The sequence below is a fragment of the Streptomyces sp. YPW6 genome, from assembly GCF_018866325.1.
Taxonomy (GTDB): Bacteria; Actinomycetota; Actinomycetes; order Streptomycetales; family Streptomycetaceae; genus Streptomyces.
In genome coordinates, this window is the sequence record NZ_CP076457.1 from 2,496,523 (window position 1) to 2,519,691 (window position 23,169).

Sequence of the window (23,169 nt, forward strand, 5' to 3'; positions counted from 1 at the left end):
TTCAGACGCGAGGAGTTGCGTACGTGCCGTCTGCCCAGCACAGCCTGACGGTCCGGCTGTCGCCGACCACCACCGACGCCGCGCTCGCCGCGTCCCTCACCGCGGCGTCCGGGCTGTGGTGGCCCGGGGCCCGCCACCCCCGGCTGTGGACGGAGTCCGTACCCGCCCCGGCCTCGTCCGGCGCGGCGGACCGGCGCCGCGCGGCAGAGGCCCGGCGCCCGGTCGCGTCCGGCCACCGGCTGCGCGCGGTGCTGCTGCGGTACGCGGACGAGCGGCGAGGATCAGGGGACCCGGGCCCCGATCTCGTCCTGACGGCCGCCGGATCCGCCCTGGACGCGCGTTCGCTGCGGATCGTCGCGCGGGTGCTGCGGGGCGACCTGGCCGCGGAGGCGGTGACGCCGCTCGCCGGACCGCTCGCGCCCGCCCCGCACCTCGACGAGGAGACCCGCCGCCTCGCCTCGGCGCTCGCGCTCACCGTCGGACGGTACGAGGGGGTGTCGGCGGTGCGCGTCGCCGTCCCCGTACCCGCCCGGGACCGGCCGCCGTACGCGCTGGGGGCGCTCGACGGGTACGCGGTGTTCGCGGCGGACCTGTCACCCGGCCGTACGGTCGCGGAGCTGCTGGCCACCGAACCGGCCGCCCCTGCCCCGGGGGAGGAGCCGCCCTCGCTGGAACTGGCGGCGGGCGACGGGCCCGCCGTCCTGCCGACCGGGCCGGACAGCCTGCCCGTACCGGCGCACCATGTGGAGCGCGTCCGGAGGCAGTTGCTGCACAGCCCGCCCACCACCCCGCTCTCCCGGCTGAATCCGCTGGGCCGGGCGGAGTCGGCGGAGCACGTGTCCCTCGGGGCCCGCCCGGTACACCCCGCCGCCCCCGGCCGCATCGACGACGCCTTCACCGCGCAGGTCGCCGCCCGGCCGGACGCCCCCGCGCTCACCGCCGGGGCCACGACGCTGTCGTACGCCGAACTGGACCGCCGGGCGGAGGTGCTGGCCGACGGCCTGTACGCCCACGGGGTCCGGCCCGGTGATCTCGTCGGGCTCTGCCTGCCCCGCTCGACGGACCTGGTGGCGGCGATGCTCGCCGTGCTGAAGGCGGGCGCCGTGCACGTACCGCTGGATCCGGAGCATCCGGCGGACCGGCGGGAGCGCACCGCGCGGGATGCCGGGGTGCGGCTGACGATCGGGGACCCGGCCCTCCTCGTCGGCCACCCGCCCCGGGCCGCCGCACCGCGCGGCGGGCCGGGCTCACCCGCGTACGTCGTCCACACCTCGGGTTCGACCGGCCGCCCCAAGGGGGTCGTCGTCCCGCACGCCAACGTGACGGCCCTGGTCGACGCCGTCCGCGAGGACTTCGGGCTCTCCCCCGACGACACCTGGACGTGCTTCCACTCGGCGGCCTTCGACTTCTCGGTGTGGGAGATCTGGGGCGCGCTGCTGACGGGCGGGCGGCTGGTGGTCGTGGACCACTGGACCAGCCGCTCCCCGGAGGACTTCCACGCGCTGCTGGTCCGGGAGCGGGTGAGCGTGCTGAGCCAGACCCCGTCGGCGTTCACCCAGCTCGCGGCGGCCGACCGGGCCGCCGGCACGCACCCCGTCCCGCGCCTGGTGGTGCTGGGCGGCGAACCGCTGGACACCCGGCCGCTGCTGGACTGGTTCGACCGGCACCCGGAGGACCGCTGCCGGCTGGTCAACATGTACGGCATCACCGAGACCACCGTTCATGTCACGGCGGCGACCGTGACCCGGCGGGAGGCGCTCGCCGGGTCGCGGTCGGTGGGGCGGCCGCTGCCCGGCTGGTCGGTGCGGGTCCTGGACCCGCACGGGCGGCCGGTGCCGCCGGGGGCTCCCGGGGAGATCGTGGTGGGAGGGGCGGGCGTGGCGCTCGGCTATCTGCACCGGCCCTCCCTGACCGCCGAACGCTTCGTCCCGGACCCCCTGGACCCGACGGGGCGGCGGCTCTACCGCAGCGGGGACCTGGGGCGGCTGCTGCCCGACGGAACGCTGGAACACCTGGGCCGGATCGACGACCAGGTGAAGGTGCGGGGCTTTCGGATCGAGCCGGGCGAGATCCGGCACGTCCTGCTGGAGGACCCGGCGGTGTCGGCGGCGGCGGTCACCGTGAGCGGCGGCGGGGGCGGGGACGCGGCGGCCGTGCGGATCGACGCGTACGTGGTTCCGGCCCCGGGGGCGGGCGAGGACGCCGGGGCCGTGCGGAAGCGGGCGGCCCGGCTGCTGCCGCCGCACATGGTGCCCGCGACGGTGACCGTGCTCCCGGCCCTCCCCCTCACCGCGAACGGCAAGCTGGACCCGGGCCGGCTGCCCGTGCCCGGGACGCGGACGGCCGGCCCGGTGACGGCCCCTGCCGCAGCACCGGCCTCTGCTCCCGACTCCCCCACCACGTCCGCTTCTGCCCCGGCCTCCGCTTCCGGCAGCGCCTCCCCTTCCCCCACCACGTCCGCCTCTGTCGCTGCCACCGCCTCCCCCTCTCCCCCCGCGTCTCACGACGCGTCCGGCGTTGGTTCTCCGGCCGCCGCGCTCGCCGCCATCTGGCGCGACGTGCTCGGCGTCGAGGCGATCGGCCCGGACGACGACTTCTGGGACCTGGGCGGCAATTCGCTGTACGCGATCCGGATCGGCACGCTGGCCCGGGAGCGCGGGCTGCCCGGCATCCCGCTGCGCCAGCTGTATCTGACGCCCACGCTGGGCGCGCTGTGCGAGGCCCTGGCCCTGAGGACGTGAGAAGGGAGCGACCGCCCCACACGGTCGCCCCCTCGGCTCACCGGCCGCGCCTACGCGAAGCGCTGCTTGGCACTGCCGTCGCACGTCTGGAGCTTGAGCGGGTCCTTGGCCCCCGCCAGCGTCAGGCACAGGCCCGTCGCCGCGGCCGGGCGGATCGTGCCCGACTGCCGGACGAACGTCTGGTTGGCCGCACCCGAGCAGTTCCACACGATGAGCGTGGCGCCCGGGTTGTACTTGGCGCCGGACACGTCCAGGCACCGGTCGTGGCTGAGCGCGGTGCGCAGGGTCCGCGTCCCGCCGTCGTACCACCAGTTCTGGTTGCGCCCGCCGTGGCAGTCCCAGCCGCCGATGGCCGTGCCGTTACGGGTGACCGAGGCCGGCACGTCGACACAGGTCCCGGTGGCCTCGTTCGTGAGCGGGGTGAACAGGTCGTCCCAGGCCGTGCCCGTCAGGACCGGCGTGCCCGTGCTCGCCGGGTCGGCGCAGCTCGCCTCGCGCAGCCCGGAGTCGTACAGCTGGGTCAGGCAGGACGCGAAGGCCCGGTGCCCCGCCGCGTTGGGGTGGAAGGACTGCCGGACGGAGTTCTCGTCGGGCAGGCCGGGCTTGCTCAGGTCGATGTAGAGGCCGCGCGCCCAGGGGGCCTCGCTGCACACCTCGTGGCCGTGGAAGAGCCGGGAGTTGTCGAGGTAGGAGGCTCCGGTGTTCGCGGCGGCCCTGCGCATGCCGGCCTGGAAGGCGGGTACGGCGGTGTTGCGGCCCCAGGCGGTGTCGGAGTCGTAGCCGAGTCCGCCGCAGATGAGCTTGCCGGGGAAGTCCGGGTTGTCGCGGAAGTCCGGGCCGATCGGGCTCGGGTAGCCCATCAGCACGAGCCGGTAGTCGTCGTTCGCGTATCCGGCGTCGGTCATCACCGTACGCAGGTCGCGGACCGTCGCCTCGACCTTGGGGACCAGCGCGTCCACGCGGGCCTGCCAGCCGCCCGCGTACTTCGGCTCGCAGGGGCCCTGGAGGGTGATGTAGCGGACCACGCAGTCGGTCATGACCGGACCGAACTGGAGGTCGTCGTTGGCCCCGGCGACCAGGACGATCATCTTGATCCGGGTGTTGCGGGCCTTGATGGCGAGGCTGTCGCTCTGCACGAGTTCGTCGGCGTACTGCTTGTTTCCGCCGATCTTGATGTTCCCGGTATAGGCGCCGGAGCACGAGACGTTGTACGTGACGTCCGCCGCGATGCCCGTGCGGTGGATGGCGGCTTCCGGGGAACGGTGGCACCAGTTGTCCGGCCCGTTGGTGCCGGGTTCGTAGGTGCCGACGCCCTCGCCGGAGATCTCGCTGTCGCCGAGCGAGATCAGCCCGGTCTTGCGTTCGGCCGGCGGACGCTCGGCGGGGCTGCCGTACAGCTGGGTGGCTTCGGCGGCCCGGACGGCTTCCAGCGCGGGCGGAAGGGGGGTGGATGCGATAGAGCTGGTGGCCGGCTCCGTCGCGCCCGCGGGTCCGGCGGCGGCCATTCCGCCGACGGCAGCCGCGAGAGCGACGGCGGCGGCGACGGTGCAGCGGAGCCGGCGAAGGCCTCGGAGCCCTCGGAATCTGGTGCTGGTGCGCCTCATTGCGCCTCCCGGTAAGTGGTTACCCCCGGTATTTACTGGCTGGTAGGCCAGTTGGGAATACAGAGAACAAGACACGTGCTCATCTTTTTCAGGAGGTTTAAACACATGACTGACGCATCGTCCGGCGCGGCCGGCTCCGACGGGTTCCGGATCGAGCACGACTCGATGGGCGAGATCCGGGTTCCCGCGCACGCCAAGTGGCGCGCCCAGACCCAGCGGGCGGTGGAGAACTTCCCCGTCTCCGGGCAGCGCCTGGAGCGCGCCCACATCGAGGCGCTGGCCCGGATCAAGGGCGCGGCCGCCAAGGTCAACGCCGAGCTGAAGGTGGTGGATCCGGACGTCGCCGCCGCGATCCAGGAGGCCGCCGCCGAAGTCGCGTCGGGCCGCTGGGACGAGCACTTCCCGGTCGACGTGTTCCAGACGGGGTCGGGGACCTCGTCGAACATGAACGCCAACGAAGTGATCGCCACCCTGGCCACCGAACGCCTGGGCCGCGAGGTCCACCCCAACGACCAGGTGAACGCGTCCCAGTCGTCCAACGACGTCTTCCCGTCCTCCATCCACATCGCGGCCACGGCCGCCGTGACGGCCGATCTGATCCCGGCCCTCGATCACCTGGCCGATTCCCTGGGGCGGAAATCAGCCGAATTCGCGGACGTCGTGAAGTCCGGCCGTACGCATCTGATGGACGCCACCCCGGTCACCCTCGGCCAGGAGTTCGGCGGCTACGCGGCGCAGATCCGCCACGGCGTGGAGCGGCTGCGCGCCTCCCTGCCCCGGCTGGCCGAACTCCCCCTGGGCGGTACGGCGGTGGGCACCGGCATCAACACCCCGCCCGGCTTCTCGGCCGCCGTGATCGCGGAGGTCGCCGCGGCCACGGGGCTGCCGCTGACCGAGGCCCGCGACCACTTCGAGGCGCAGGGCGCGCGGGACGGGCTGGTGGAGACGTCGGGCCAGCTGCGGACCGTCGCGGTGTCGCTGACGAAGATCTCCAACGACCTGCGGTGGATGGCCTCGGGTCCGCGCACGGGTCTCGCGGAGATCGCGCTGCCCGACCTCCAGCCGGGCTCCTCGATCATGCCCGGCAAGGTCAACCCGGTGATCCCCGAGGCGGTCCTGATGGTCGCCGCCCAGGTCACCGGCAACGACGCGACGGTCGCCGCGGCCGGTGCGGCGGGCAACTTCGAGCTGAACGTGATGCTCCCGGTCATCGCGAAGAACCTGCTGGAGTCGGTGCGGCTGCTCGCCAACGCGTCCCGGCTGCTCGCGGACCGGACGGTCGACGGCATCACCGCCGACGCCGAGCGGGCCCGCGCCTACGCCGAATCGTCCCCGTCGGTGGTGACCCCGCTGAACAAGTACATCGGCTACGAGGAGGCGGCGAAGGTCGCCAAGAAGTCCCTGCGGGACGGGACGACGATCCGCGAGACGGTCCTGGCCATGGGCTATGTCGAGCGGGGCGATCTGACGCGGGAACAGCTCGACGAGGCGCTGGACGTGCTGCGGATGACCCGTCCGTGACCCGGTCCGGCTGTCCATGACCCCGGACGCCCGTCCGGGAGCGCGGACGCCCGTCCGGGAGTACGGGTGACTCGTCCGTGGGCCCCGGGTGACCTGAGTCGCAGCGGGCCGGTGGGAGCGCTCCGTAAGATCTCGCCATGACAGGTATGGGCAGGACAGGCGCCGGAGAGTGCGCACGCTGGGCGCCCGGGGACCAGATCCTCTGGCGTTACCGCGACAACGGCCGGGCCCACCGGACGGCCGGGGCCGCGCCCGTGCACATCTGCCGTCCGGTGACCGTCGTGCAGGACACCGACGAACTGCTCGCCGTCTGGATGGCGCCGGGCACCGAGTGCGTGCGGCCGGTCCTGGCGAACGGCACCCAGGTGCACGCCGAGCCGCTGGCCACCCGCTACACCGCGCCGCGCACCACGGCCCGCTCGACGTGGTTCGGCTCCGGGGTGCTGAAACTGGCCCGGCCGGACGACCCGTGGTCGGTGTGGCTGTTCTGGGACCGCGGCTGGATGTTCCGCAACTGGTACGTGAATCTGGAGGAACCCCGCACCCGCTGGTCCGGAGGGGTGGATTCCGAGGATCACTTTCTCGACATCTCCGTGCACCCCGACCGGAGCTGGAAGTGGCTCGACGAGGACGAGTTCGCCCAGGCTCAGCACGTCGGCCTGATGGACCGGAGGACGGCCCGGCGGGTGCGGGAGGCGGGCCTGGCGGCGGTCGAGGTGATCACCGGCTGGGGGTCGCCCTTCCGGGACGGCTGGGAGCACTGGCGGCCCGATCCGCGGTGGCAGGTTCCGCCGCTGCCGGATGACTGGGACCGCACCCCTGCCCGTATGCCGTCGTGAGACCCTGGAAGAAGCCTTCGGGCGGCCCGGTCGGCAGGTCCGGTCGCACGGAGGAACGATCGCCGCAACCAGCGGGCACCACACCGGAACTGACCACAAGTCATCACACCGGTCGTGCGGGCTCCGGGCCACGGACCCGGACGTTCCGCTCGGTCGCGGGAGCCACTACGAGGGGGTGGAGACATGCACGCCGGCCGCTGCCCGCTCGCCGCGTCCGCTGCCGGAGGGGTCGCGTGTCGGCCATCTCCGCGGCGCTCGGTTTCGGCCCCCTCATCGGGGGCATCCGGTGACAGCCGTTGTTCTTCCCGCGCTTGCCGGGGCACAGTGACGCCCCACGAGGTGACTGCCTCATACAACCGGCCCGGACGGACGGAATCCCACGCGTGACGGAGCACCCCACCTCCCACGAAGGCCGGCAGCCCCTGGCTGCCCGGCCGCAGGAGCGCACCCGGCCCCGGCAGCAGGACGCCGCGGCCGCGGCTGCCGCCGCCGCGGTGCCGGCTCCGGCCGCCGCGCCGAACCCGGGTCCCGGAGCGGCCGCCGTCGCCGACGCGCAGGCCGCCACCCGCCGCGAGGGCGACCGGCTGCGGTTCGTCGGTGCGGCGACCCGGCGGATCGCCCGGGGCATAGACCTGGACGAGATCGTCCTCGGGCTGTGCCGGGCCAGTGTGCCGACGTTCTCCGACGCGATCCTGGTCTACCTCCGCGATCCGCTGCCGGTGGGCGACGAGCGCCCGGTGAGCCCGTTCGTCCTGCGGCTGCGGCGCAGCGACCGGCTGCGCGTCAGCGACGAGGAGGGCGCCGAGGCGGCCGGTTCCGAGACGGAGCGGCTGCGCCCGCTGATCCTGGACCCGCAGGCCGACCTGATGCCCGCCGCCGAGCTGTGCGAGGTGCAGGCGGGCGGGGCGCTGGCCGAGGTGCTGCGCGGGGTGCGGCCGGTCTTCGGCGACTCGGCGGCGGCGCGGGCCGCGCTGCCGGAGCTGCTCGGCCCCGGCCGGTCCGTCCCCACCGGGCACCGGGCGATCCTGGCCCCGCTGCGCGGCCGGCGCCGGGTCATCGGGGCGGCGGTCTTCGTGCGGGGCATCGAGCGCACCCCGTTCGAGGCGAGTGATCTGCTGGTCGCGGCGCAGTTGGCGACGCACACCGCGCTCGGCATCGACAAGGCCGTGCTGTACGGCCGCGAGGCCTACATCGCCGACGAGCTGCAGCGCACGATGCTGCCCGACTCGCTCCCCCAGCCCACCGGCGTCCGCCTCGCCTCGCGCTACCTCCCGGCGGCCGAGACCGCCCGGGTCGGCGGCGACTGGTACGACGCGATCCCGCTGCCCGGCAGCCGGGTCGCGCTGGTCGTGGGCGATGTGATGGGCCATTCCATGACCTCGGCGGCGATCATGGGCCAGCTCCGCACGACGGCGCAGACCCTGGCCCAGCTCGATCTGCCGCCGCAGGAGGTGCTGCACCACCTGGACGAACAGGCGCAGCGGCTCGGCAGCGACCGGATGGCGACCTGCCTGTACGCGGTGTACGACCCGGTCGCGCACCGGATCACCATCGCCAACGCCGGGCATCCGCCGCCCGTGCTGCTCCACCTGGGCGGGCGGGCCGAGGTGCTGCGGGTGCCGCCGGGCGCCCCGATCGGGGTGGGCGGTGTCGACTTCGAGGCCGTCGAGCTGGACGCGCCCGCCGGCGCGACGCTCCTGCTGTACACGGACGGTCTGGTGGAGTCGCGGCTGCGGGACGTGTGGACGGGCATCGAGCAGCTGCGGGAGCGCCTCGCGGCGACGGCGCAGCTCACCGGCCCCGATCATGCGCCGCCGCTGGAGGCGCTCTGCGACGACGTACTGGACATGCTCGGCCCGGGTGACCGGGACGACGACATCGCGCTGCTGGCGGCCCGCTTCGACGGGATCGCGCCGAGCGATGTGGCGTACTGGTATCTGGAGCCGGAGGACGCGGCTCCGGGGCGGGCCCGGAGGCTGGCCCGGCGGGCGCTGGGCCGCTGGGGTCTGGACGATCTGGCCGACGAGGTGGAGCTGCTGGTCAGCGAGGTCGTCACCAACGCGGTGCGCTATGCGGAGCGGCCGGTGACGCTGCGGCTGCTGCGGACCGACGTGCTGCGCTGCGAGGTCGGGGACGACTCCCCGCAGCTGCCCCGGCAGCGCCGGGCGCGGGAGACGGACGAGGGCGGGCGCGGGCTGTTCCTGGTCAACCGGCTGGCCCGGCGGTGGGGAGCGACCCGGCTGTCGACCGGCAAGGTCGTGTGGTTCGAGATGGCGGCCCGGGGCCAGTAGCGGGCTGTGCGGAGGGGGCGGGCCGCCGGGCCCGCCCCCTTCGCCATGCCCTCCGGACGGTCAGGGCCTCACTGGCCGAGCAGACCGACGCCGGGACGTTCGCCCGGCTGGGTGTCGTCCTCCCCGGGCTGGGGCGGCAGCTCCGGGCTCTTGGTGGGCGGGGTGACGGTCGGGCTCTCCGTCGGCGGTGCGGGCGTGGTCGGGGTCTCGCTGGGCGTCTCGCTCGGCGTCTGGGACGGGGTGTCCGACGGGGTCGGCTCCTCGGTCTCGGTGGGCGCCTCGGAGGGCGTGTCCGAGGGGGTCGGCGGGGCGGGCGCCTCGCCGCGCTCCACGTCCTGGAGGTCGAACGTCTTGCCGGAACCGCCGCCGAGGGCGCCGAGGGTGTAGTCGGCCCAGATCCGGGCCGGGAAGCCGCCGCCGTTCGCACGGCCGGCGTTGGCCGTACCGGTGAGGGAGACCTGCTTGCGGCCGCCGTCGCCCTCGCCGAAGAGCGCCACGACCGTGGTCAGTTCCGGGGTGTAGCCGGCGAACCAGGCGGACTTGTTGTCCTCGGAGGTGCCGGTCTTGCCCGCCGCGTCGTAGGCGGGGGTGTTGGCCGCGGCGCCGGATCCGGCGTCGACGACCCCGGTGAGCGCCTTGGTCACGGTGTCGGCCGAGGCGCGGCTGATGACCTGCTCCCGCTTGGGCTTCTCCGGGTCGACCGTGCGGTCGCGGTGCTCGGCGGACTGGAGGATGTGCGGGGTGACCTTCTGGCCGTGGTTGTCGAGTGTGGCGTACGCGCCGGCCATGTCCCAGGTCGAGGCGTTCATGGTGCCGAGCGAGACCGCGGGGCGCTCGGGGAAGTTCTTGTCCGGTACGCCGAGGCCGAGCGCCGTCTGCTTCGCGGCGGCGGGACTCACGTCGACGATCATCTGCGCGAAGACGGAGTTGACCGAGCTGTTCATCGCCCGCTGGACGGAGATCGGACCGTAGTCCCGGCCGTCCTCGTTCTGCGGGTTGAACGGGGTGTCGCTGCCGACGACGGGCCGCTTGCTGGTGCCGTCGTAGACGGTGTTGAGCCCGATCAGCCGGCCGTCCTGGGTCGTCGACTCGTTCTCCAGGGCGGAGGCGAGCACGAGCGGCTTGAAGGTGGAGGCGGGCTGGTAGTCCTGGCGGGTGGCGTTGCTGATGTAGTGCTTGATGTAGTCCTCGCCGCCGTACAGCGCGACGACCTTGCCGGTCTTCGGGTCGACGGAGGTGGCGCCCGCCTGGACGCCCGCGTCGACCGTGCTGCCCTCGCGGTCGAGCTTGGACTCCAGCTGGTCGTCGACCGCCTTCTCCAGCTCCTGCTGGCGCTTCTTGTCGACGGTGAGGGTGAAGGTCCAGCCGCCGGCCTCGCGGTCCTCGGCGGTGACGCCCTGCTTGTCCAGCTCCTTGTTGGCCGCCTCGACGAGATAGCCGGTCTGGCCCTCCATGCCCGCGGCCGGCTTCGGCTTCTGCGGGACGGGGAACTCCAGCTTCGCCTTCTCGGATCCGGTGAGCCAGTCCATCTCGACCATGTTGCGCAGGGTGTAGGCCCAGCGCTCCTTGACCAGCTTCTTGCCGGTGTCGGTGGCGGTCGCCCAGTCGTACTGGCTGGGGGCCTGGAGCAGGGAGGCGAGGTAGGCGCCCTGGGAGACGTCCAGGTCCTTGGCGTCGACGCCGTAGTAGGCCTGGGCCGCCGCCTGGATACCGCTGGCGCCGCGCCCGTAGTAGGCGGTGTTGATGTACCCGGCGAGGATCTCGTCCTTGGACTTCTGCTGGTCGACCTTGAGCGAGATCACCAGCTCCTTGAGCTTGCGGCTCACGGTGACGTCCTGCGTCAGGTAGTAGTTCTTCACGTACTGCTGGGTGATCGTCGAGCCACCCTGCTTGCCCTTGCCCCTGAGCGTGTTGAGCACACCGCGCGTCGTGCCCTTCAGGTCGACGCCCTGGTCCTTGTAGAAGGTCTTGTTCTCGGCGGCGACGAAGGCGTGCTGAACCTTCTCCGGCACCTCGTCCAGGTCGACGATCTGGCGGTTGACGCCCTTGCCGGTCCGGGCGAGGACCGTGCCGTCGCTGTACTGGTAGACGTTGCTCTGCCGCTCCGCCATGGCGTTGGCGGCGGGGACGTCGACGTACAGGTAGAGCGCGCCGAAGGCGCCCATGCCCAGCAGGACGATCCCGAAGAACGCGCCCAGCAGCTTCTTCCACGTGAAGAGTCTGCGTATGCCGCCGCTCTTCGCCTCCCGGCGCGATTCCTGCGCCTGGGCTCGTCGCGCATCCGCTCGACCCATTGGTGTGTCGCTCCCGCTTCTCTGCTCGGCCGGTCCGCTCGGTTTCCTCGGTCCACTCAGACCTGCCAGCTAACACCGACGACAGGGACAAAAGACAAGCGATCCGGCCTTTTGCGGACGTGAGAATCAGCACCCGCCTCTACAGGAACCGACTCCCCAGGGCTGGACATGGTTGCGAGAACAGTTAATGTGTAATCACATTGCTAGCGTGGTGCGATACCGCACAGAACGGGGGAACCCATGACCGGTCAGCACGAGAACCACCACCCGGACGCCTCGGCGCCGGACCTCTCCGTCGACGCTCCCGACATGCCCGCACCGCAGGTCAGGGAGGTCGCGGCGCACGCGATCCCGGGCGGCCTGGGGCTGCTCCTGACGGTGCTCGGGGTGTTCGCGGGGGTCGGCCTCGTCATCGGCGGCGCGGTGCTGAACGGGGACGGCGCGGGCACCGTGGGCGTCACGCTCCTCATCCTCGGGGTGCTCCTCGCGATCACCTCGTTCTTCTGCATGAGCGGTGTGAAGATGGTCGCTCCGGGCGAGGCCCGGGTGATCCAGCTCTTCGGCCGGTACGTCGGCACCATCCGCGCCGACGGGCTCCGCTGGATCAACCCGCTGACCTCCAGCCAGAAGATCTCCACCCGCGTCCGCAACCACGAGACCGCCGTCCTCAAGGTCAACGACGCCTACGGCAACCCGATCGAACTGGCCGCGATCGTCGTCTGGAAGGTCGAGGACACCGCCCAGGCGCTCTTCGAGGTCGACGACTTCCTGGAGTTCGTCGCCACCCAGACCGAGGCGGCCGTCCGGCACATCGCCATCGAGTACCCCTACGACGCCCACGACGAGGACGGCCTCTCGCTGCGCGGCAACGCCGAGGAGATCACCGAGAAGCTGGGCGTCGAGCTGACCGCCCGGGTCCAGGCCGCGGGCGTCCGGATCATCGAGTCGCGCTTCAGCCACCTCGCGTACGCCCCGGAGATCGCCTCCGCCATGCTCCAGCGCCAGCAGGCCGGCGCGGTCGTCGCCGCCCGCCAGCAGATCGTCGAGGGCGCGGTGGGCATGGTCGAGACGGCCCTGCTCCGGATCGCCGAGCAGGACATCGTGGAGCTGGACTCCGAGCGGAAGGCCGCCATGGTCAGCAATCTGATGGTGGTGCTGTGCGGCGACCGCAGCGCCCAGCCGGTCCTCAACACGGGCACCCTCTACCAGTGACCGGCCAGACGCCTCCCCGGCGGACGCCGGCGTCCCGGCCGCAGCAGCGCAAGCAGATGCTGCTGCGGCTGGACCCCGCGGTGCACGACGCGCTCGCCCGCTGGGCCTCCGACGAACTGCGCAGCGCCAACGCGCAGATCGAGTTCCTGCTGCGGCGGGCCCTCGCGGAGGCGGGCCGGCTGCCCGGGGAGGCGCGGCCGATCCCCCGGCGGGGACGGCCGCCCGGACGGCCCCCGGAGGGGGCGGAGCCCCCGCCCGGGACAGGCGGCCAGGACACCGCCTAGCACGGCAGCCCCCGCCACGTACCGGCACCGCGCCCCGGCCCGACTCCTGGGCCGGGGCGCTTCTCGGACGCGTATACATCGCGGGTATACACACCGTGTACAGTGCTCCGCATGTCTATCGGTCACACCCTCCTCGGGCTCCTGGAGTCCGGCCCCCGCCACGGCTACGACCTGAAGCGGACCTTCGACGAGAAGTTCGGCCAGGACCGCCCGCTGCACTACGGCCAGGTCTACTCGACGATGTCCCGGCTCCTGAAGAACGGGCTCGTCGAGGTCGACGGCGTCGAGAGCGAGGGAGGCCCCGAGCGCAAGCGGTACGCCATCACCGACGCCGGGATCACCGATGTCTCGCAGTGGCTGGCCCAGCCCGAGAAGCCGGAGCCCTACCTCCAGTCGACGCTCTACACCAAGGTCGTCCTCGCGCTGCTGACCGACCGCAGCGCGGCCGGCCTGCTGGACACCCAGCGCTCGGCGCATCTGCGGATGATGCGCGTCCTCACCGACCGCAAGCGCAAGGGCGACCTCGCCGACCAGCTGATCTGCGACCACGCCCTGTTCCACCTCGAAGCCGATCTGCGCTGGCTGGAACTGACCGCAGCCCGTCTCGACCAGCTCGCCAAGGTGGTGGCTCCGTGATCCCCGAAGGCTCCCTGCTCGCCGCGCGCGATCTGCGCAAGACCTACGGTTCGACGCCCGCCCTGGACGGCGCGTCGTTCTCCGTGCACGCCGGCGAGGTCGTCGCCGTGATGGGCCCCTCCGGCTCCGGCAAGTCGACCCTGCTGCACTGTCTGGCCGGGATCATCACGCCCGACTCCGGCACCATCACCTACGCGGGCCGCGAGCTGTCCGCGCTGTCCGACGCCGAGCGCAGCGCCCTGCGACGCGGCGACTTCGGCTTCGTCTTCCAGTTCGGGCAGCTCGTCCCCGAGCTGACCTGCGTGGAGAACGTCGCCCTGCCGCTGCGGCTCAACGGCATGAAGCGCAGGGCCGCGGAGCGCACCGCGCTGGAGTGGATGGAGCGCCTGGAGGTCGAGGACGTCGGGGCCCAGCGTCCCGGCGAGGTCTCCGGCGGACAGGGCCAGCGGGTCGCCGTGGCCCGCGCGCTGGCCGCGTCGCCCAAGGTGATCTTCGCGGACGAGCCGACCGGCGCGCTGGACTCGCTCAACGGTGAGCGGGTGATGGAACTGCTGACCGAGGCCGCCCGCTCCGCCAACGTGGCCGTGGTGCTGGTGACCCACGAGGCCCGGGTCGCCGCCTACTCCGACCGTGACGTCACCGTGCGCGACGGCCGGGTCAGGGACCTGGAGCACTCCGCATGACCCTGCTCGACGAGAAGCGGGCGGCGGCGCCCCCGCGCCCCGCACCGCCCTCCTGGCCCGCGGCGGCCCTCCGCGACCTGGGCCTCGGCGTCCGGTTCGCCGCCGCCGGCGGCCGTGAGGGCTGGATCCGTACGCTGCTGACCGCGGTCGGCGTCGGCCTCGGTGTCGCCCTGCTGCTGCTCGCCTCCTCCGTACCGCACCTGCTCGACGAGCGGAACGCGCGCGAACAGGCCCGCGGCGAGACGCGGATATCCGATGCGCCCGACGCGCGCGCCGCGAAGTCGGACAGCTCGGTGGTGCGGATCAACGCCACCTCCGAGTACCGGGACCGGACCGTCGCCGGGTACCTGATGCGCGCGGACGGTCCGGCGCCGGTCCTGCCGCCGGGGGTCGACCGCTTCCCGGCCGCGGACACCATGGTGGTCTCCCCCGCGCTGAAGGAACTGCTGGCCGGCCCCGGCAACGAACTGCTGCGTGAGCGGCTGCCGTACGCGATCACCGGCACGATCGACGACGCCGGGCTGCGCTCCCCCAACGAACTCCTCTACTACGCGGGCAGCGACACCCTGACGCCCGCGAAGGGCGGCCACCGCATCGAGGGGTACGGGGACCCCCGCCAGGGCGATCCCCTGCCGCCCCTGCTGATCGTGCTCGTCGTGATGGTCTGCGTCGTGCTGCTGGTGCCCGTGGCGATCTTCATCGCCACCGCCGTGCGCTTCGGCGGCGACCGCCGCGACCGCCGGCTGGCCGCGCTGCGCCTGGTCGGTGCGGACATCCGGACGACCCGGCGGATCGCCGCCGGGGAGGCGATGTTCGGCGCGCTGCTCGGGCTGCTGATCGGTCTGGCGTTCTTCCTGGTGGGCCGGTTGTTCGTCGGCTCGGTGGAGATCTGGGACGTCAGCGCGTTCCCCGCCGACCTGGTCCCCGATCCCCGGCTCGCCCTGCTCATCGTGGTGGCCGTGCCGCTGACCGCCGTCCTCGTCACCCTGATCGCGATGCGGTCCGTGGTGATCGAGCCGCTCGGCGTCGTACGCCGGGGGCGTGAGCGCGGGCGCCGGCTCGGGTGGCGGCTGCTGATGCCCGCGGCCGGTCTCGCGGTGCTCGCCGCGACGGGCCGCACCAACGGGTACGAGCCGGTCAACCCCTTCGCCATCGCCTCGGGCGCGGTCCTGGTGCTGGTGGGGCTCGCGCTGCTGCTGCCCTGGGTGGTCGAGGCCTGTGTGAACCGGCTGCGCGGCGGCCCGGTGCCCTGGCAGCTCGCCACCCGCAGGCTCCAGCTGAGCAGCGGAGCCGCGTCCCGCGCGGTCAGCGGGGTGACGGTCGCGGTGGCCGGCGCGATCGCGCTCCAGATGCTGTTCGCCGCGATGAACGCCGACTTCCACCGGGTGACCGGCCAGGACCCCTCGCGGGCCCAGTTCGCCGCGTACTCCGAGGACGTCACCGGCGAGGCCGCCACCTCGGCGATCGAACAGTTCCGCGCCACCCCGGGCGTGGAGGCGGTGATCGGCTCGGTGGAGGCGTACGCGACCAAGCCCGGGACGTACGCGGACGACGCGATGCAGCCGACCACCTCGCTGACCGTCGGCACCTGCGCGACCCTGCGCGAACTGGCCCGCATCGACCGCTGCGAGGACGGCGACGCCTTCGTCGTCCACCCTCCGGACAACCGGGACCAGGCGGGCTGGGTGGACCGGACCGCGCGCAAGGGCAAGACCGTGCTGATCGGGGAGGGCATGGGCGCGGAGCCGTTCCGGTGGACGCTGCCCGCCGGCACCGAGACCGTGCCGGGCCGCAAGGACCCGATGGGCGAGACCCATTTCGGGATCATGGCGACCACCGGCGCGCTGGACGCGGGCAAGCTGCCCGGCGCCACGATCGTCGCGCAGGTCCGGGTCGACGAGAGCGTGCCGGACGTCGCCGAGCACGTGCGCAACACGGCGGTCAGGATCGATCCCGGGGTGCGCTTCGTCGAGCTGAACTCGGTGGCGCGCGACCGTCAGTACGACAGTGTGCAGACCGGACTCCAGGTCGGGGCGACCGCGGTGCTGCTGCTGATCGCGGCCTCGATGCTGGTCTCCCAGCTGGAGCAGTTGCGCGAGCGCAGGCGGCTGCTGTCGGTGCTGGTCGCCTTCGGCACCCGGCGCCCGACGCTCGGCTGGTCGGTGCTGTGGCAGACCGCCGTGCCGGTGGCCCTCGGGCTGGCGGTCGCCGTCGCGGGCGGGCTGGGGCTCGGCGGGACCCTCGCCTGGATGATCGGCAAGTCGGTGGCCGACTGGTGGCTGTTCTGGCCGATGGTGGGCGCCGGGGGCGCGTTGATCGCGCTGGTGACGCTGGCCTCGCTGCCGCCGCTGTGGCGCCTGATGCGCCCGGAGGGGCTGCGGACCGAGTGATCCGCGCGTGATGGGCGTACGGCCGGGGCCTCCGGGAACGGAAGCCCCGGCCGTTTCACGTCCCGGCCGTTCCGTGTCCCGGCCGCGTACGGCTCACTCCTGGTCGGGGTGGTCCACCACACGCACCGGCAGCGGCCGCATCGCCTCGCGCAGGGCGGCCGCGAACTCCTCGAACTCGCCGCCGCGCGCCGACCCGGTCCGCATCGCCAGCGCGACCCGCCGGGTGGGCGCCGGGTGGGCGAAGTACCCGGTGGACAGCGCGTCGTTGCGGCCGGTCTCCACGGTCACCGCGGTGCGCGGCAGCAGCGTCACCCCGAGCCCTCCGGCGACCAGCTGCACGAGGGTGGAGAGCCCGGCGGCGGTCGTGGTGACCGGCGCGCCCCGGGTGCGGCCGGCCTCGCGGCAGATGTCCAGGGCCTGGTCCCGCAGGCAGTGCCCCTCGTCCAGGAGCAGCAGCGGCAGTTCGCGCAGGGCGTCCCGGGGGATGTCCGCCCGGCCGCCGAGACCGTGGTCCTGCTCCATGACCAGCACGAAGTCCTCGTCGAAGAGCGGGATCTCGGCGACGCCCGGCACCCCGAGCGGCACCGCGAGCAGCAGCAGGTCCAGACGCCCGGCGCCGAGCCCGTCGAGCAGCGAGGAGGTCTGCTCCTCGTGGACCTGGAGGTCGAGGTCCGGGTAGCGCTCGTGGACGAGGCGGAGCACGGTGGGCAGGAGGTACGGGGCGACGGTCGGGATCACACCGAGCCGGAGGACGCCGGTGAACGGGGCCCGGACCGCCTCCGCCTCCTCCATCAGCGCGGCGACGGCCTCCAGCACCACTCCGGCCCGCGCCGCGAGCCGCTCCCCCGCGGGCGAGAGCAGCACCTTGCGCGTCGTACGCTCGATGAGCCGGACACCCAGTGCCTCCTCCAGGGTGGACACCGCCCCGGAGAGGGCCGGCTGACTCATCCCGATTGCTGCCGCCGCGTCCCGGAAGTGCAGATGTTCCGCCACGGCCGTGAAGGCCCGCAGCTGGGACAGGCTGGGCTGCTTGGCGGGCGACTTACCGGACTGCTTGGGACGTACGCCCTGATTCGCCTGGGTCACTGATAGGCACCTCCGATCATCCGGACCGAGTGTAGCTATTTCTGTGATCAATGCACTCTGTGCCAAGGTGGGAGCCGTCCAACCCTCAGGAAGACCCTCAAAAAGGGAATTCCAGACGTTGCAAGGAGAGCGCGTGCTCACTGTCGGTGACAAGTTCCCCGAGTTCGACCTGACCGCTTGCGTCTCGCTGGAGAGCGGCAAGGAGTTCGAGCAGATCAACCACAAGACCTACGAGGGCAAGTGGAAGATCGTCTTCGCGTGGCCGAAGGACTTCACCTTCGTGTGCCCGACGGAGATCGCCGCCTTCGGCAAGCTGAACGAGGAGTTCGCCGACCGCGACGCCCAGATCCTCGGCTTCTCCGGTGACTCCGAGTTCGTGCACCACGCCTGGCGCAAGGACCACCCGGACCTGACCGACCTGCCCTTCCCGATGCTGGCCGACTCGAAGCACGAGCTCATGCGCGACCTCGGCATCGAGGGCGAGGACGGCTTCGCCCAGCGCGCCGTCTTCATCGTCGACCAGAACAACGAGATCCAGTTCACGATGGTGACCGCCGGTTCCGTGGGCCGTAACCCCAAGGAGGTCCTGCGGGTCCTCGACGCCCTGCAGACCGACGAGCTGTGCCCGTGCAACTGGACCAAGGGCGAGAACACCCTCGACCCGGTCGCGCTCCTCTCGGGCGAGTGAGCTGATACCGACATGGCTCTCGACGCACTGAAGTCCGCCATACCGGACTTCGCCAAGGACCTGAAGCTGAACCTCGGTTCGGTCATCGGCAACAGCGACCTCCCGCAGCAGCAGCTGTGGGGCACCGTGCTGGCCTGCGCCATCGCCTCGCGCTCGCCGAAGGTGCTGCGCGAGCTGGAGCCCGAGGCGAAGGCCAACCTCTCGCCGGAGGCGTACACCGCGGCGAAGTCGGCCGCCGCCGTCATGGCGATGAACAACGTCTTCTACCGGACCCGGCACCTGCTGTCGGACCCGGAGTACGGCACGCTCCGCGCGGGCCTGCGGATGAACGTCATCGGCAACCCGGGCGTGGAGAAGGTCGACTTCGAGCTGTGGTCGCTCGCCGTCTCCGCCGTCAACGGCTGCGGCCAGTGCCTGGACTCCCACGAGCAGGTGCTCCGCAAGGCCGGCGTGGACCGCGAGACCGTCCAGGAAGCCGTCAAGATCGCTTCGGTGATCCAGGCGGTCGGCGTGACCCTCGACGCCGAGGCCGTCATCGCCGAGCAGTGACACCGCACCACCCCTGACCCACCCGGGTACGCGAAGAGCCCCGGGGACGACCGACCGTCCCCGGGGCTCTTCCGTGTTCTCCCGTCCGCCCGGCTACTCCTGCGGGGGCGGGTTCTCCCGCGGGCGTTCACCGGGCGCGTCCTGCGGGCCCGGTTCGGGCGGCGCGGGGGCGGGAAGGGCGTGGGCCGGGCTCATCGACAGGGCGGTGGCCCCGTGCTGTCCGCCCCGTTCGCCGGGCTCCCCGTACGAGCGCAGATAGCCGACCACGGTGTTGATCACGGCGACCAGCGGTACGGCGACCACCGCGCCGCCGATGCCCGCGACGAGCCCGCCGGTGGCCACCGCGAGGACGACCGCGAGCGGGTGCACCCGGACGGCGCGGCCGAGGATGAAGGGCTGCAGGATGTGGCCCTCGATCTGCTGCACCGCCAGCACCACCACCAGCGCCCACAGCGCGGTCCACACGCCCTCGGTGACCAGCGCGACGACCACCGCGAGCGCCCCGGAGACCACGGCGCCGACGAGCGGAATGAAGGCGAACAGGAAGATGAAGACGGCCAGCGGCACCGCGAGCGGCACGTTGAGGACGTAGAGGCCGAAGCCGATGAAGATCGCGTCGATCAGGGCGACGAGCACCGTGCCGCGCACATACGCGGTGAGGGTGCGCCAGGCACGCGGTCCGGCGCCGGCGACCCCGGGGCGGGCCGCGGCGGGCACCAGCTTGAGCGACCACTCCCAGATGCGCCGGCCGTCGTAGAGCAGGAACAGCGTGGAGAACATCGCCAGCAGCAGCCCGGTGAGGAACTCCACCATCACGGTCACGCCCTGGAGCCCGGCGGAGGTGATCTCCTCGGTGTTGGTGCCGATGGTGTCGTTGAGGTTCTTGGCGATGTCGTTGATCTGCGACTCGGTGACATGGAAAGGGCTGTCGAGCGCCCAGCGCTTCAGCTCGTCGATGCCGTCCCGGACCCGGTCCGAGAGCGTGTCGAGGTTCTCCATCACCTGCCACACCACGAACCAGCCGACCAGGCCGATGACGACGAACCCGAGGACGGCGGTCACGGCGGTGGCGAGCCCGTGCGGCAGCCCGAACCGCTTGAGCCGGACCACGGTCGGCTGGAGCATCGCGGTGACCAGCAGGGCGGCGGCGAAGGCCAGCACCACGAGCTGGACCGCGCTGATCACCCGCATGAGGACCCAGAGCGTCCCCGCGAGGACGAGGAGGCGCCAGCCGGCCTCCGCGGCGACCCGCATGCCCCACGGGATCGCCGCCACCGGATCCGGCTTGGCGGCGACCGAGGGGGCGTAGCTGGGAGGAGCCGGCACCTGCTCGGGTTCGTCGCCGTCCGGGACGGCGGGGGCCCCGTGCAGCCCGAAGGGTTCGTCGGCGGCGGCGCGTGCCCGCCGCTCGTCCAGTCGCGCGCCCAGCTCCGTCAGTTCGGACCCGAAGCGACCCAGCCAGCCCGGTAGTTTCGACATGCCTGCTTTCCTTCCCCCATCTTCGCCGCCCAGCGCCCTCGGTGCTCGCCGGGATGCGACGGTACACGCGCGAGGCCCCCCACCGTCTGGACGGTGGGGGGCCTCGCGGGGTTGAGAGGGCGGCCGGGGAACTTCCGCCCGCTCTCCCTAATACCAGTTGTTGGCCTGCCAGAAGGACCAGGCGCCGCACGGGCTGCCGTAACGGCTGTCCATGTAGCTGAGGCCCCACTTGATCTGGGTGGCCGGGTTGGTCTGCCAGTCGGCACCGGCGGACGCCATCTTGGAGCCCGGGAGCGCCTGCACCAGACCGTACGCCCCGGAGGAGGGGTTGGTCGCACGGTAGTTCCAGGTCGACTCGTGGTTCACGATGTTGCTGAAGCACTGGAACTGGTCGGCGGGGACCATCTGCCGGGCCATCGCCTGGACCTGGGCCACGGAGTACGAGCCCTGGGCCGCGAACGAGGAGGCGTCGCGGACGGAAGAACGGCTGGCGCGCTCGGCAGCCTCTTCCTTTTCCTTCTTCTCCGCCTCCGCCTTGCGCTCGGCCTCGATCCGGTCCTCGGCCGCCTGCTTCTTGGACTTGGCGTCCTTGGCGGCCTGGATACGGGCGGATTCCTCGGCCGACTTCTTCGCGGCGGCGTCGGCGGCGGACGCCTGGGCGTCGGCCTGCTGCGTCAGCGAAGCGGTCTGGACCTGGGCCTGCTGGCCTGCGGGGATGTCTGCGAGCAGCGTGGTGTCGGCTGCGGCCGCCTCGAAGTTGTTGTCGTCGGCGGCGGGTGTGCCGCCCGCGGCAACGCCTACGACGGCGCCTACGGTGGTGACCGCGGTGGCGGATGCCACGGCGAACCCCCGGACCGAGATCCGGCTCACACGGTGTCCTTCCAGCGTCGCCCGCTTAGGTGACCTCGCGGGCGCGTTCGTGCCCCTGGCACTGGCCTCCCTACTGCGTGGGTCACGGGAGGCACGGGCCCGGTGGACAACCTCGGCGAGGAGGCTGCCGCGTGGTGCTCGCGGGCGGCATACGGGCGTCTTGTGTTGAGTTGTGTGGTGCGTGGCGCCTCTGGAGGTGCCCAAGTGCCGTATGCGGGGCCTGACGGAAGCAAGACTCTGCCGGACGGGGACGCATGGAGGCAATTCTGTGTTGCGTGGGAAAGGTCACACCCCGTTTGGCCCACCGGTTTTGCGGAAATGACGGCGCAGCACAATGCCGCCCGGCTAAGCTGCTTGGCTTGCCGGGCGGCATCAAAGGGACATGCAGGTCAGATGTGGCCTTCCTCCAGCATTTCGGTCACCAGCGCGGCGATCTGCGAACGCTCCGACCGCGTGAGCGTGACGTGCGCGAACAGCGGATGCCCCTTCAGCTTCTCGACGACGGCGACGACTCCGTCGTACCGGCCGACCCGGAGGTTGTCCCGCTGGGCGACGTCGTGGGTGAGCACGACACGCGAGTTCGCCCCGATGCGGGACAGCACGGTCAGCAGGACGTTCCGTTCGAGCGACTGCGCCTCGTCGACGATCACGAACGCGTCGTGCAGCGAGCGGCCGCGGATGTGGGTGAGCGGCAGGACCTCCAGCATCCCGCGCCCGAGCACCTCCTCGATGACCTCGCGCCCGGCGACGGCCGAGAGCGTGTCGAAGACCGCCTGCGCCCAGGGGCTCATCTTCTCGGCCTCGCTGCCGGGGAGATAGCCGAGCTCCTGCCCGCCCACCGCGTACAGCGGACGGAAGACCATCACCTTCTTGTGCTGCTGCCGCTCCAGCACCGCCTCCAGGCCCGCGCAGAGGGCCAGCGCGGACTTGCCGGTGCCCGCGCGTCCGCCGAGGGACACGATGCCGACGTCGCTGTCGAGGAGGAGGTCGAGCGCGATCCGCTGCTCGGCGCTGCGCCCGTGGATGCCGAAGGCCTCCCGGTCGCCCCGCACGAGGCGGACGTTGCCCTCGGCCGTGACCCGTCCCAGCGCCTTGCCGCGCTCGGACTGGAGGACCAGGCCCGTGTGGACGGGCAGCTCGGCGGCCTCGGGGACGTACAGCGTCTCCTCACTGAACAGCAGGTCGATCTGTTCCCCGGCGAGGGACAGTTCGCTCATCCCGGTCCAGCCGGAGTCCGTGATGGCCAGCTCGGCACGGTACTCCTCGGCGAGGAGACCGACGGAGGACGCCTTGATGCGCAGCGGCAGGTCCTTGGAGACGACCGTGACGTCGTACCCCTCGGCCTGGAGGTTGCGTGCGACCGCGAGGATCCGCGAGTCGTTGTCCCCCAACCGGTAGCCGGCGGGCAGTATGCCGGGATCGGAGTGGTTGAGCTCGACACGGAGCGACCCGCCCAGGTCCCCGAGCGGGATCGGGGCGTCCAGCCGGCCGTACCGGACCCGGAAGTCGTCCAGCAGGCGCAGGGCCTGGCGGGCGAAGTAGCCGAGCTCGGGATGGTGCCGTTTGGCCTCCAGTTCCGTGACCACCACGATCGGCAGCACGACTTCGTGCTCGTCGAAGCGGGCCATGGCACCGGGGTCGGCCAGCAGGACGCTGGTGTCGAGAACGTATGTGCGCCGGTCGCGCATGCGGCGCTTGCTGCTGTTCACCACGGAAGGACGTACCCCCTCGGACGAGGTCGGGGAGTGCGACGGACGGTCGCGGAGCTTCCCGAAGGGAGAGGACGGACCGGGATCGGGCCCTCGTGCGCGGGCCGGACCACGGCCACCGCGTCGGCCGCACGCTGCGTACGGTCCTTCGTGTGCAAAGGGCCTCCCGGGCGAGCGGGCTGGGTGCCGCTCACTTGGTGACGACATCCGCCTGGTTGATGACCGGATGTCGACCTGTCAGGGGTATTCCCTCATCGCACCGAAGCCATGCCGCTGCATATGACACGGTGTGG

The 23,169-nt window shown here is 72.3% G+C and carries 17 protein-coding genes; 11 read left to right on the forward strand and 6 right to left on the reverse strand.

Annotated elements, in window-relative coordinates; genetic code table 11:
• Positions 1 to 23 precede the first annotated feature (23 nt).
• A complete protein-coding gene (locus KME66_RS10780) occupies positions 24 to 2,741 on the forward strand; it encodes an amino acid adenylation domain-containing protein (RefSeq protein ID WP_216321417.1) in 2,718 nt (905 codons plus the stop codon).
• 50 nt (positions 2,742 to 2,791) lie between these two features.
• Here the strand turns inward: KME66_RS10780 and KME66_RS10785 are convergent, their stop codons facing one another.
• Positions 2,792 to 4,345, reverse strand: a complete 1,554-nt coding sequence (locus KME66_RS10785) for a ricin-type beta-trefoil lectin domain protein (RefSeq protein ID WP_073215318.1) — start codon at positions 4,343 to 4,345, stop codon at positions 2,792 to 2,794.
• Positions 4,346 to 4,450: 105 nt separating this feature from the next.
• Between KME66_RS10785 and KME66_RS10790 the strand changes: the two genes are divergently transcribed.
• The 3 genes from KME66_RS10790 (at position 4,451) to KME66_RS10800 (ending at position 8,996) form a co-directional block, all read left to right on the forward strand.
• Positions 4,451 to 5,866 carry an aspartate ammonia-lyase gene (locus KME66_RS10790; protein ID WP_216321420.1) on the forward strand — a complete coding sequence of 472 codons (1,416 nt, stop codon included), beginning with the start codon at positions 4,451 to 4,453 and terminating at the stop codon, positions 5,864 to 5,866.
• 137 nt (positions 5,867 to 6,003) lie between these two features.
• Complete coding sequence (locus tag KME66_RS10795; RefSeq protein ID WP_178378899.1) at positions 6,004 to 6,705, forward strand: DUF402 domain-containing protein; 702 nt, start codon at positions 6,004 to 6,006, stop codon at positions 6,703 to 6,705.
• A 383-nt stretch (positions 6,706 to 7,088) separates the two neighbouring features.
• A complete protein-coding gene (locus tag KME66_RS10800; protein WP_073215325.1) occupies positions 7,089 to 8,996 on the forward strand; it encodes an ATP-binding SpoIIE family protein phosphatase in 1,908 nt (635 codons plus the stop codon).
• Positions 8,997 to 9,064: 68 nt separating this feature from the next.
• Here the strand turns inward: KME66_RS10800 and KME66_RS10805 are convergent, their stop codons facing one another.
• Positions 9,065 to 11,290 (reverse strand): transglycosylase domain-containing protein, encoded by a 2,226-nt coding sequence (locus KME66_RS10805; protein ID WP_216321423.1) that lies wholly within the window; start codon positions 11,288 to 11,290, stop codon positions 9,065 to 9,067.
• A gap of 240 nt (positions 11,291 to 11,530) precedes the next feature.
• On the opposite strand from KME66_RS10805, the gene KME66_RS10810 reads away from it, so the two are divergent.
• The 5 genes from KME66_RS10810 to KME66_RS10830 all read left to right on the forward strand — a co-directional run bounded on the left by KME66_RS10810 (position 11,531) and on the right by KME66_RS10830 (position 16,495).
• Positions 11,531 to 12,502, forward strand: coding sequence for an SPFH domain-containing protein (locus tag KME66_RS10810; RefSeq protein WP_073215330.1), 972 nt, complete (start codon positions 11,531 to 11,533; stop codon positions 12,500 to 12,502).
• Positions 12,499 to 12,786 (forward strand): hypothetical protein, encoded by a 288-nt coding sequence (locus tag KME66_RS10815; protein WP_216321426.1) that lies wholly within the window; start codon positions 12,499 to 12,501, stop codon positions 12,784 to 12,786. The genes KME66_RS10810 and KME66_RS10815 overlap by 4 nt, the downstream gene beginning before the upstream one ends.
• 111 nt (positions 12,787 to 12,897) lie before the next feature.
• On the forward strand, positions 12,898 to 13,422 hold the full coding sequence (locus KME66_RS10820) for a PadR family transcriptional regulator (protein WP_073215636.1): 525 nt from the start codon (positions 12,898 to 12,900) through the stop codon (positions 13,420 to 13,422).
• Positions 13,419 to 14,105, forward strand: coding sequence for an ABC transporter ATP-binding protein (locus KME66_RS10825; RefSeq protein ID WP_216321429.1), 687 nt, complete (start codon positions 13,419 to 13,421; stop codon positions 14,103 to 14,105). Before KME66_RS10820 ends, KME66_RS10825 begins: the two co-directional genes overlap by 4 nt.
• Complete coding sequence (locus tag KME66_RS10830) at positions 14,102 to 16,495, forward strand: FtsX-like permease family protein (protein ID WP_216321432.1); 2,394 nt, start codon at positions 14,102 to 14,104, stop codon at positions 16,493 to 16,495. Before KME66_RS10825 ends, KME66_RS10830 begins: the two co-directional genes overlap by 4 nt.
• 93 nt (positions 16,496 to 16,588) lie before the next feature.
• Here KME66_RS10830 and KME66_RS10835 read toward each other — a convergent pair whose 3' ends face one another.
• Positions 16,589 to 17,581, reverse strand: a complete 993-nt coding sequence (locus KME66_RS10835) for a hydrogen peroxide-inducible genes activator (RefSeq protein ID WP_073215340.1) — start codon at positions 17,579 to 17,581, stop codon at positions 16,589 to 16,591.
• 133 nt (positions 17,582 to 17,714) lie between these two features.
• Between KME66_RS10835 and KME66_RS10840 the strand changes: the two genes are divergently transcribed.
• Together KME66_RS10840 and KME66_RS10845 are read left to right on the forward strand one after the other, a co-directional pair.
• Complete coding sequence (locus KME66_RS10840; protein ID WP_003966619.1) at positions 17,715 to 18,269, forward strand: peroxiredoxin; 555 nt, start codon at positions 17,715 to 17,717, stop codon at positions 18,267 to 18,269.
• Between the two features lie 12 nt (positions 18,270 to 18,281).
• Positions 18,282 to 18,818, forward strand: a complete 537-nt coding sequence (locus KME66_RS10845; RefSeq protein WP_073215342.1) for an alkyl hydroperoxide reductase — start codon at positions 18,282 to 18,284, stop codon at positions 18,816 to 18,818.
• 93 nt (positions 18,819 to 18,911) lie between these two features.
• On the opposite strand, the gene KME66_RS10850 is transcribed toward KME66_RS10845, so the two are convergent.
• From KME66_RS10850 to KME66_RS10860, 3 genes are all read right to left on the reverse strand, one after another.
• Positions 18,912 to 20,297: an AI-2E family transporter gene (locus KME66_RS10850; protein WP_216321435.1), complete on the reverse strand. Its 1,386-nt coding sequence runs from the start codon at positions 20,295 to 20,297 to the stop codon at positions 18,912 to 18,914.
• A 147-nt stretch (positions 20,298 to 20,444) separates the two neighbouring features.
• A complete protein-coding gene (locus KME66_RS10855) occupies positions 20,445 to 21,167 on the reverse strand; it encodes a transglycosylase SLT domain-containing protein (RefSeq protein ID WP_073215349.1) in 723 nt (240 codons plus the stop codon).
• Positions 21,168 to 21,556: 389 nt separating this feature from the next.
• Entirely contained in the window at positions 21,557 to 22,879 is a 1,323-nt protein-coding gene (locus KME66_RS10860) for a PhoH family protein (RefSeq protein ID WP_073215352.1), read from the reverse strand.
• Between the last annotated feature and the right edge of the window lie 290 nt (positions 22,880 to 23,169).

Bases quoted from the DNA above. Each gene is read 5' to 3' on its own strand.
- KME66_RS10845 (WP_073215342.1), top strand. From the start codon at position 18,282: ATGGCTCTCGACGCACTGAAGTCCGCCATACCGGACTTCGCCAAGGAC.
- KME66_RS10810 (WP_073215330.1), top strand. From the start codon at position 11,531: ATGACCGGTCAGCACGAGAACCACCACCCGGACGCCTCGGCGCCGGAC.
- KME66_RS10820 (WP_073215636.1), top strand. From the start codon at position 12,898: ATGTCTATCGGTCACACCCTCCTCGGGCTCCTGGAGTCCGGCCCCCGC.
- KME66_RS10795 (WP_178378899.1), top strand. From the start codon at position 6,004: ATGACAGGTATGGGCAGGACAGGCGCCGGAGAGTGCGCACGCTGGGCG.
- KME66_RS10785 (WP_073215318.1), bottom strand. From the start codon at position 4,345: ATGAGGCGCACCAGCACCAGATTCCGAGGGCTCCGAGGCCTTCGCCGG.
- KME66_RS10790 (WP_216321420.1), top strand. From the start codon at position 4,451: ATGACTGACGCATCGTCCGGCGCGGCCGGCTCCGACGGGTTCCGGATC.
- KME66_RS10805 (WP_216321423.1), bottom strand. From the start codon at position 11,290: ATGGGTCGAGCGGATGCGCGACGAGCCCAGGCGCAGGAATCGCGCCGG.
- KME66_RS10830 (WP_216321432.1), top strand. From the start codon at position 14,102: ATGACCCTGCTCGACGAGAAGCGGGCGGCGGCGCCCCCGCGCCCCGCA.
- KME66_RS10850 (WP_216321435.1), bottom strand. From the start codon at position 20,297: ATGTCGAAACTACCGGGCTGGCTGGGTCGCTTCGGGTCCGAACTGACG.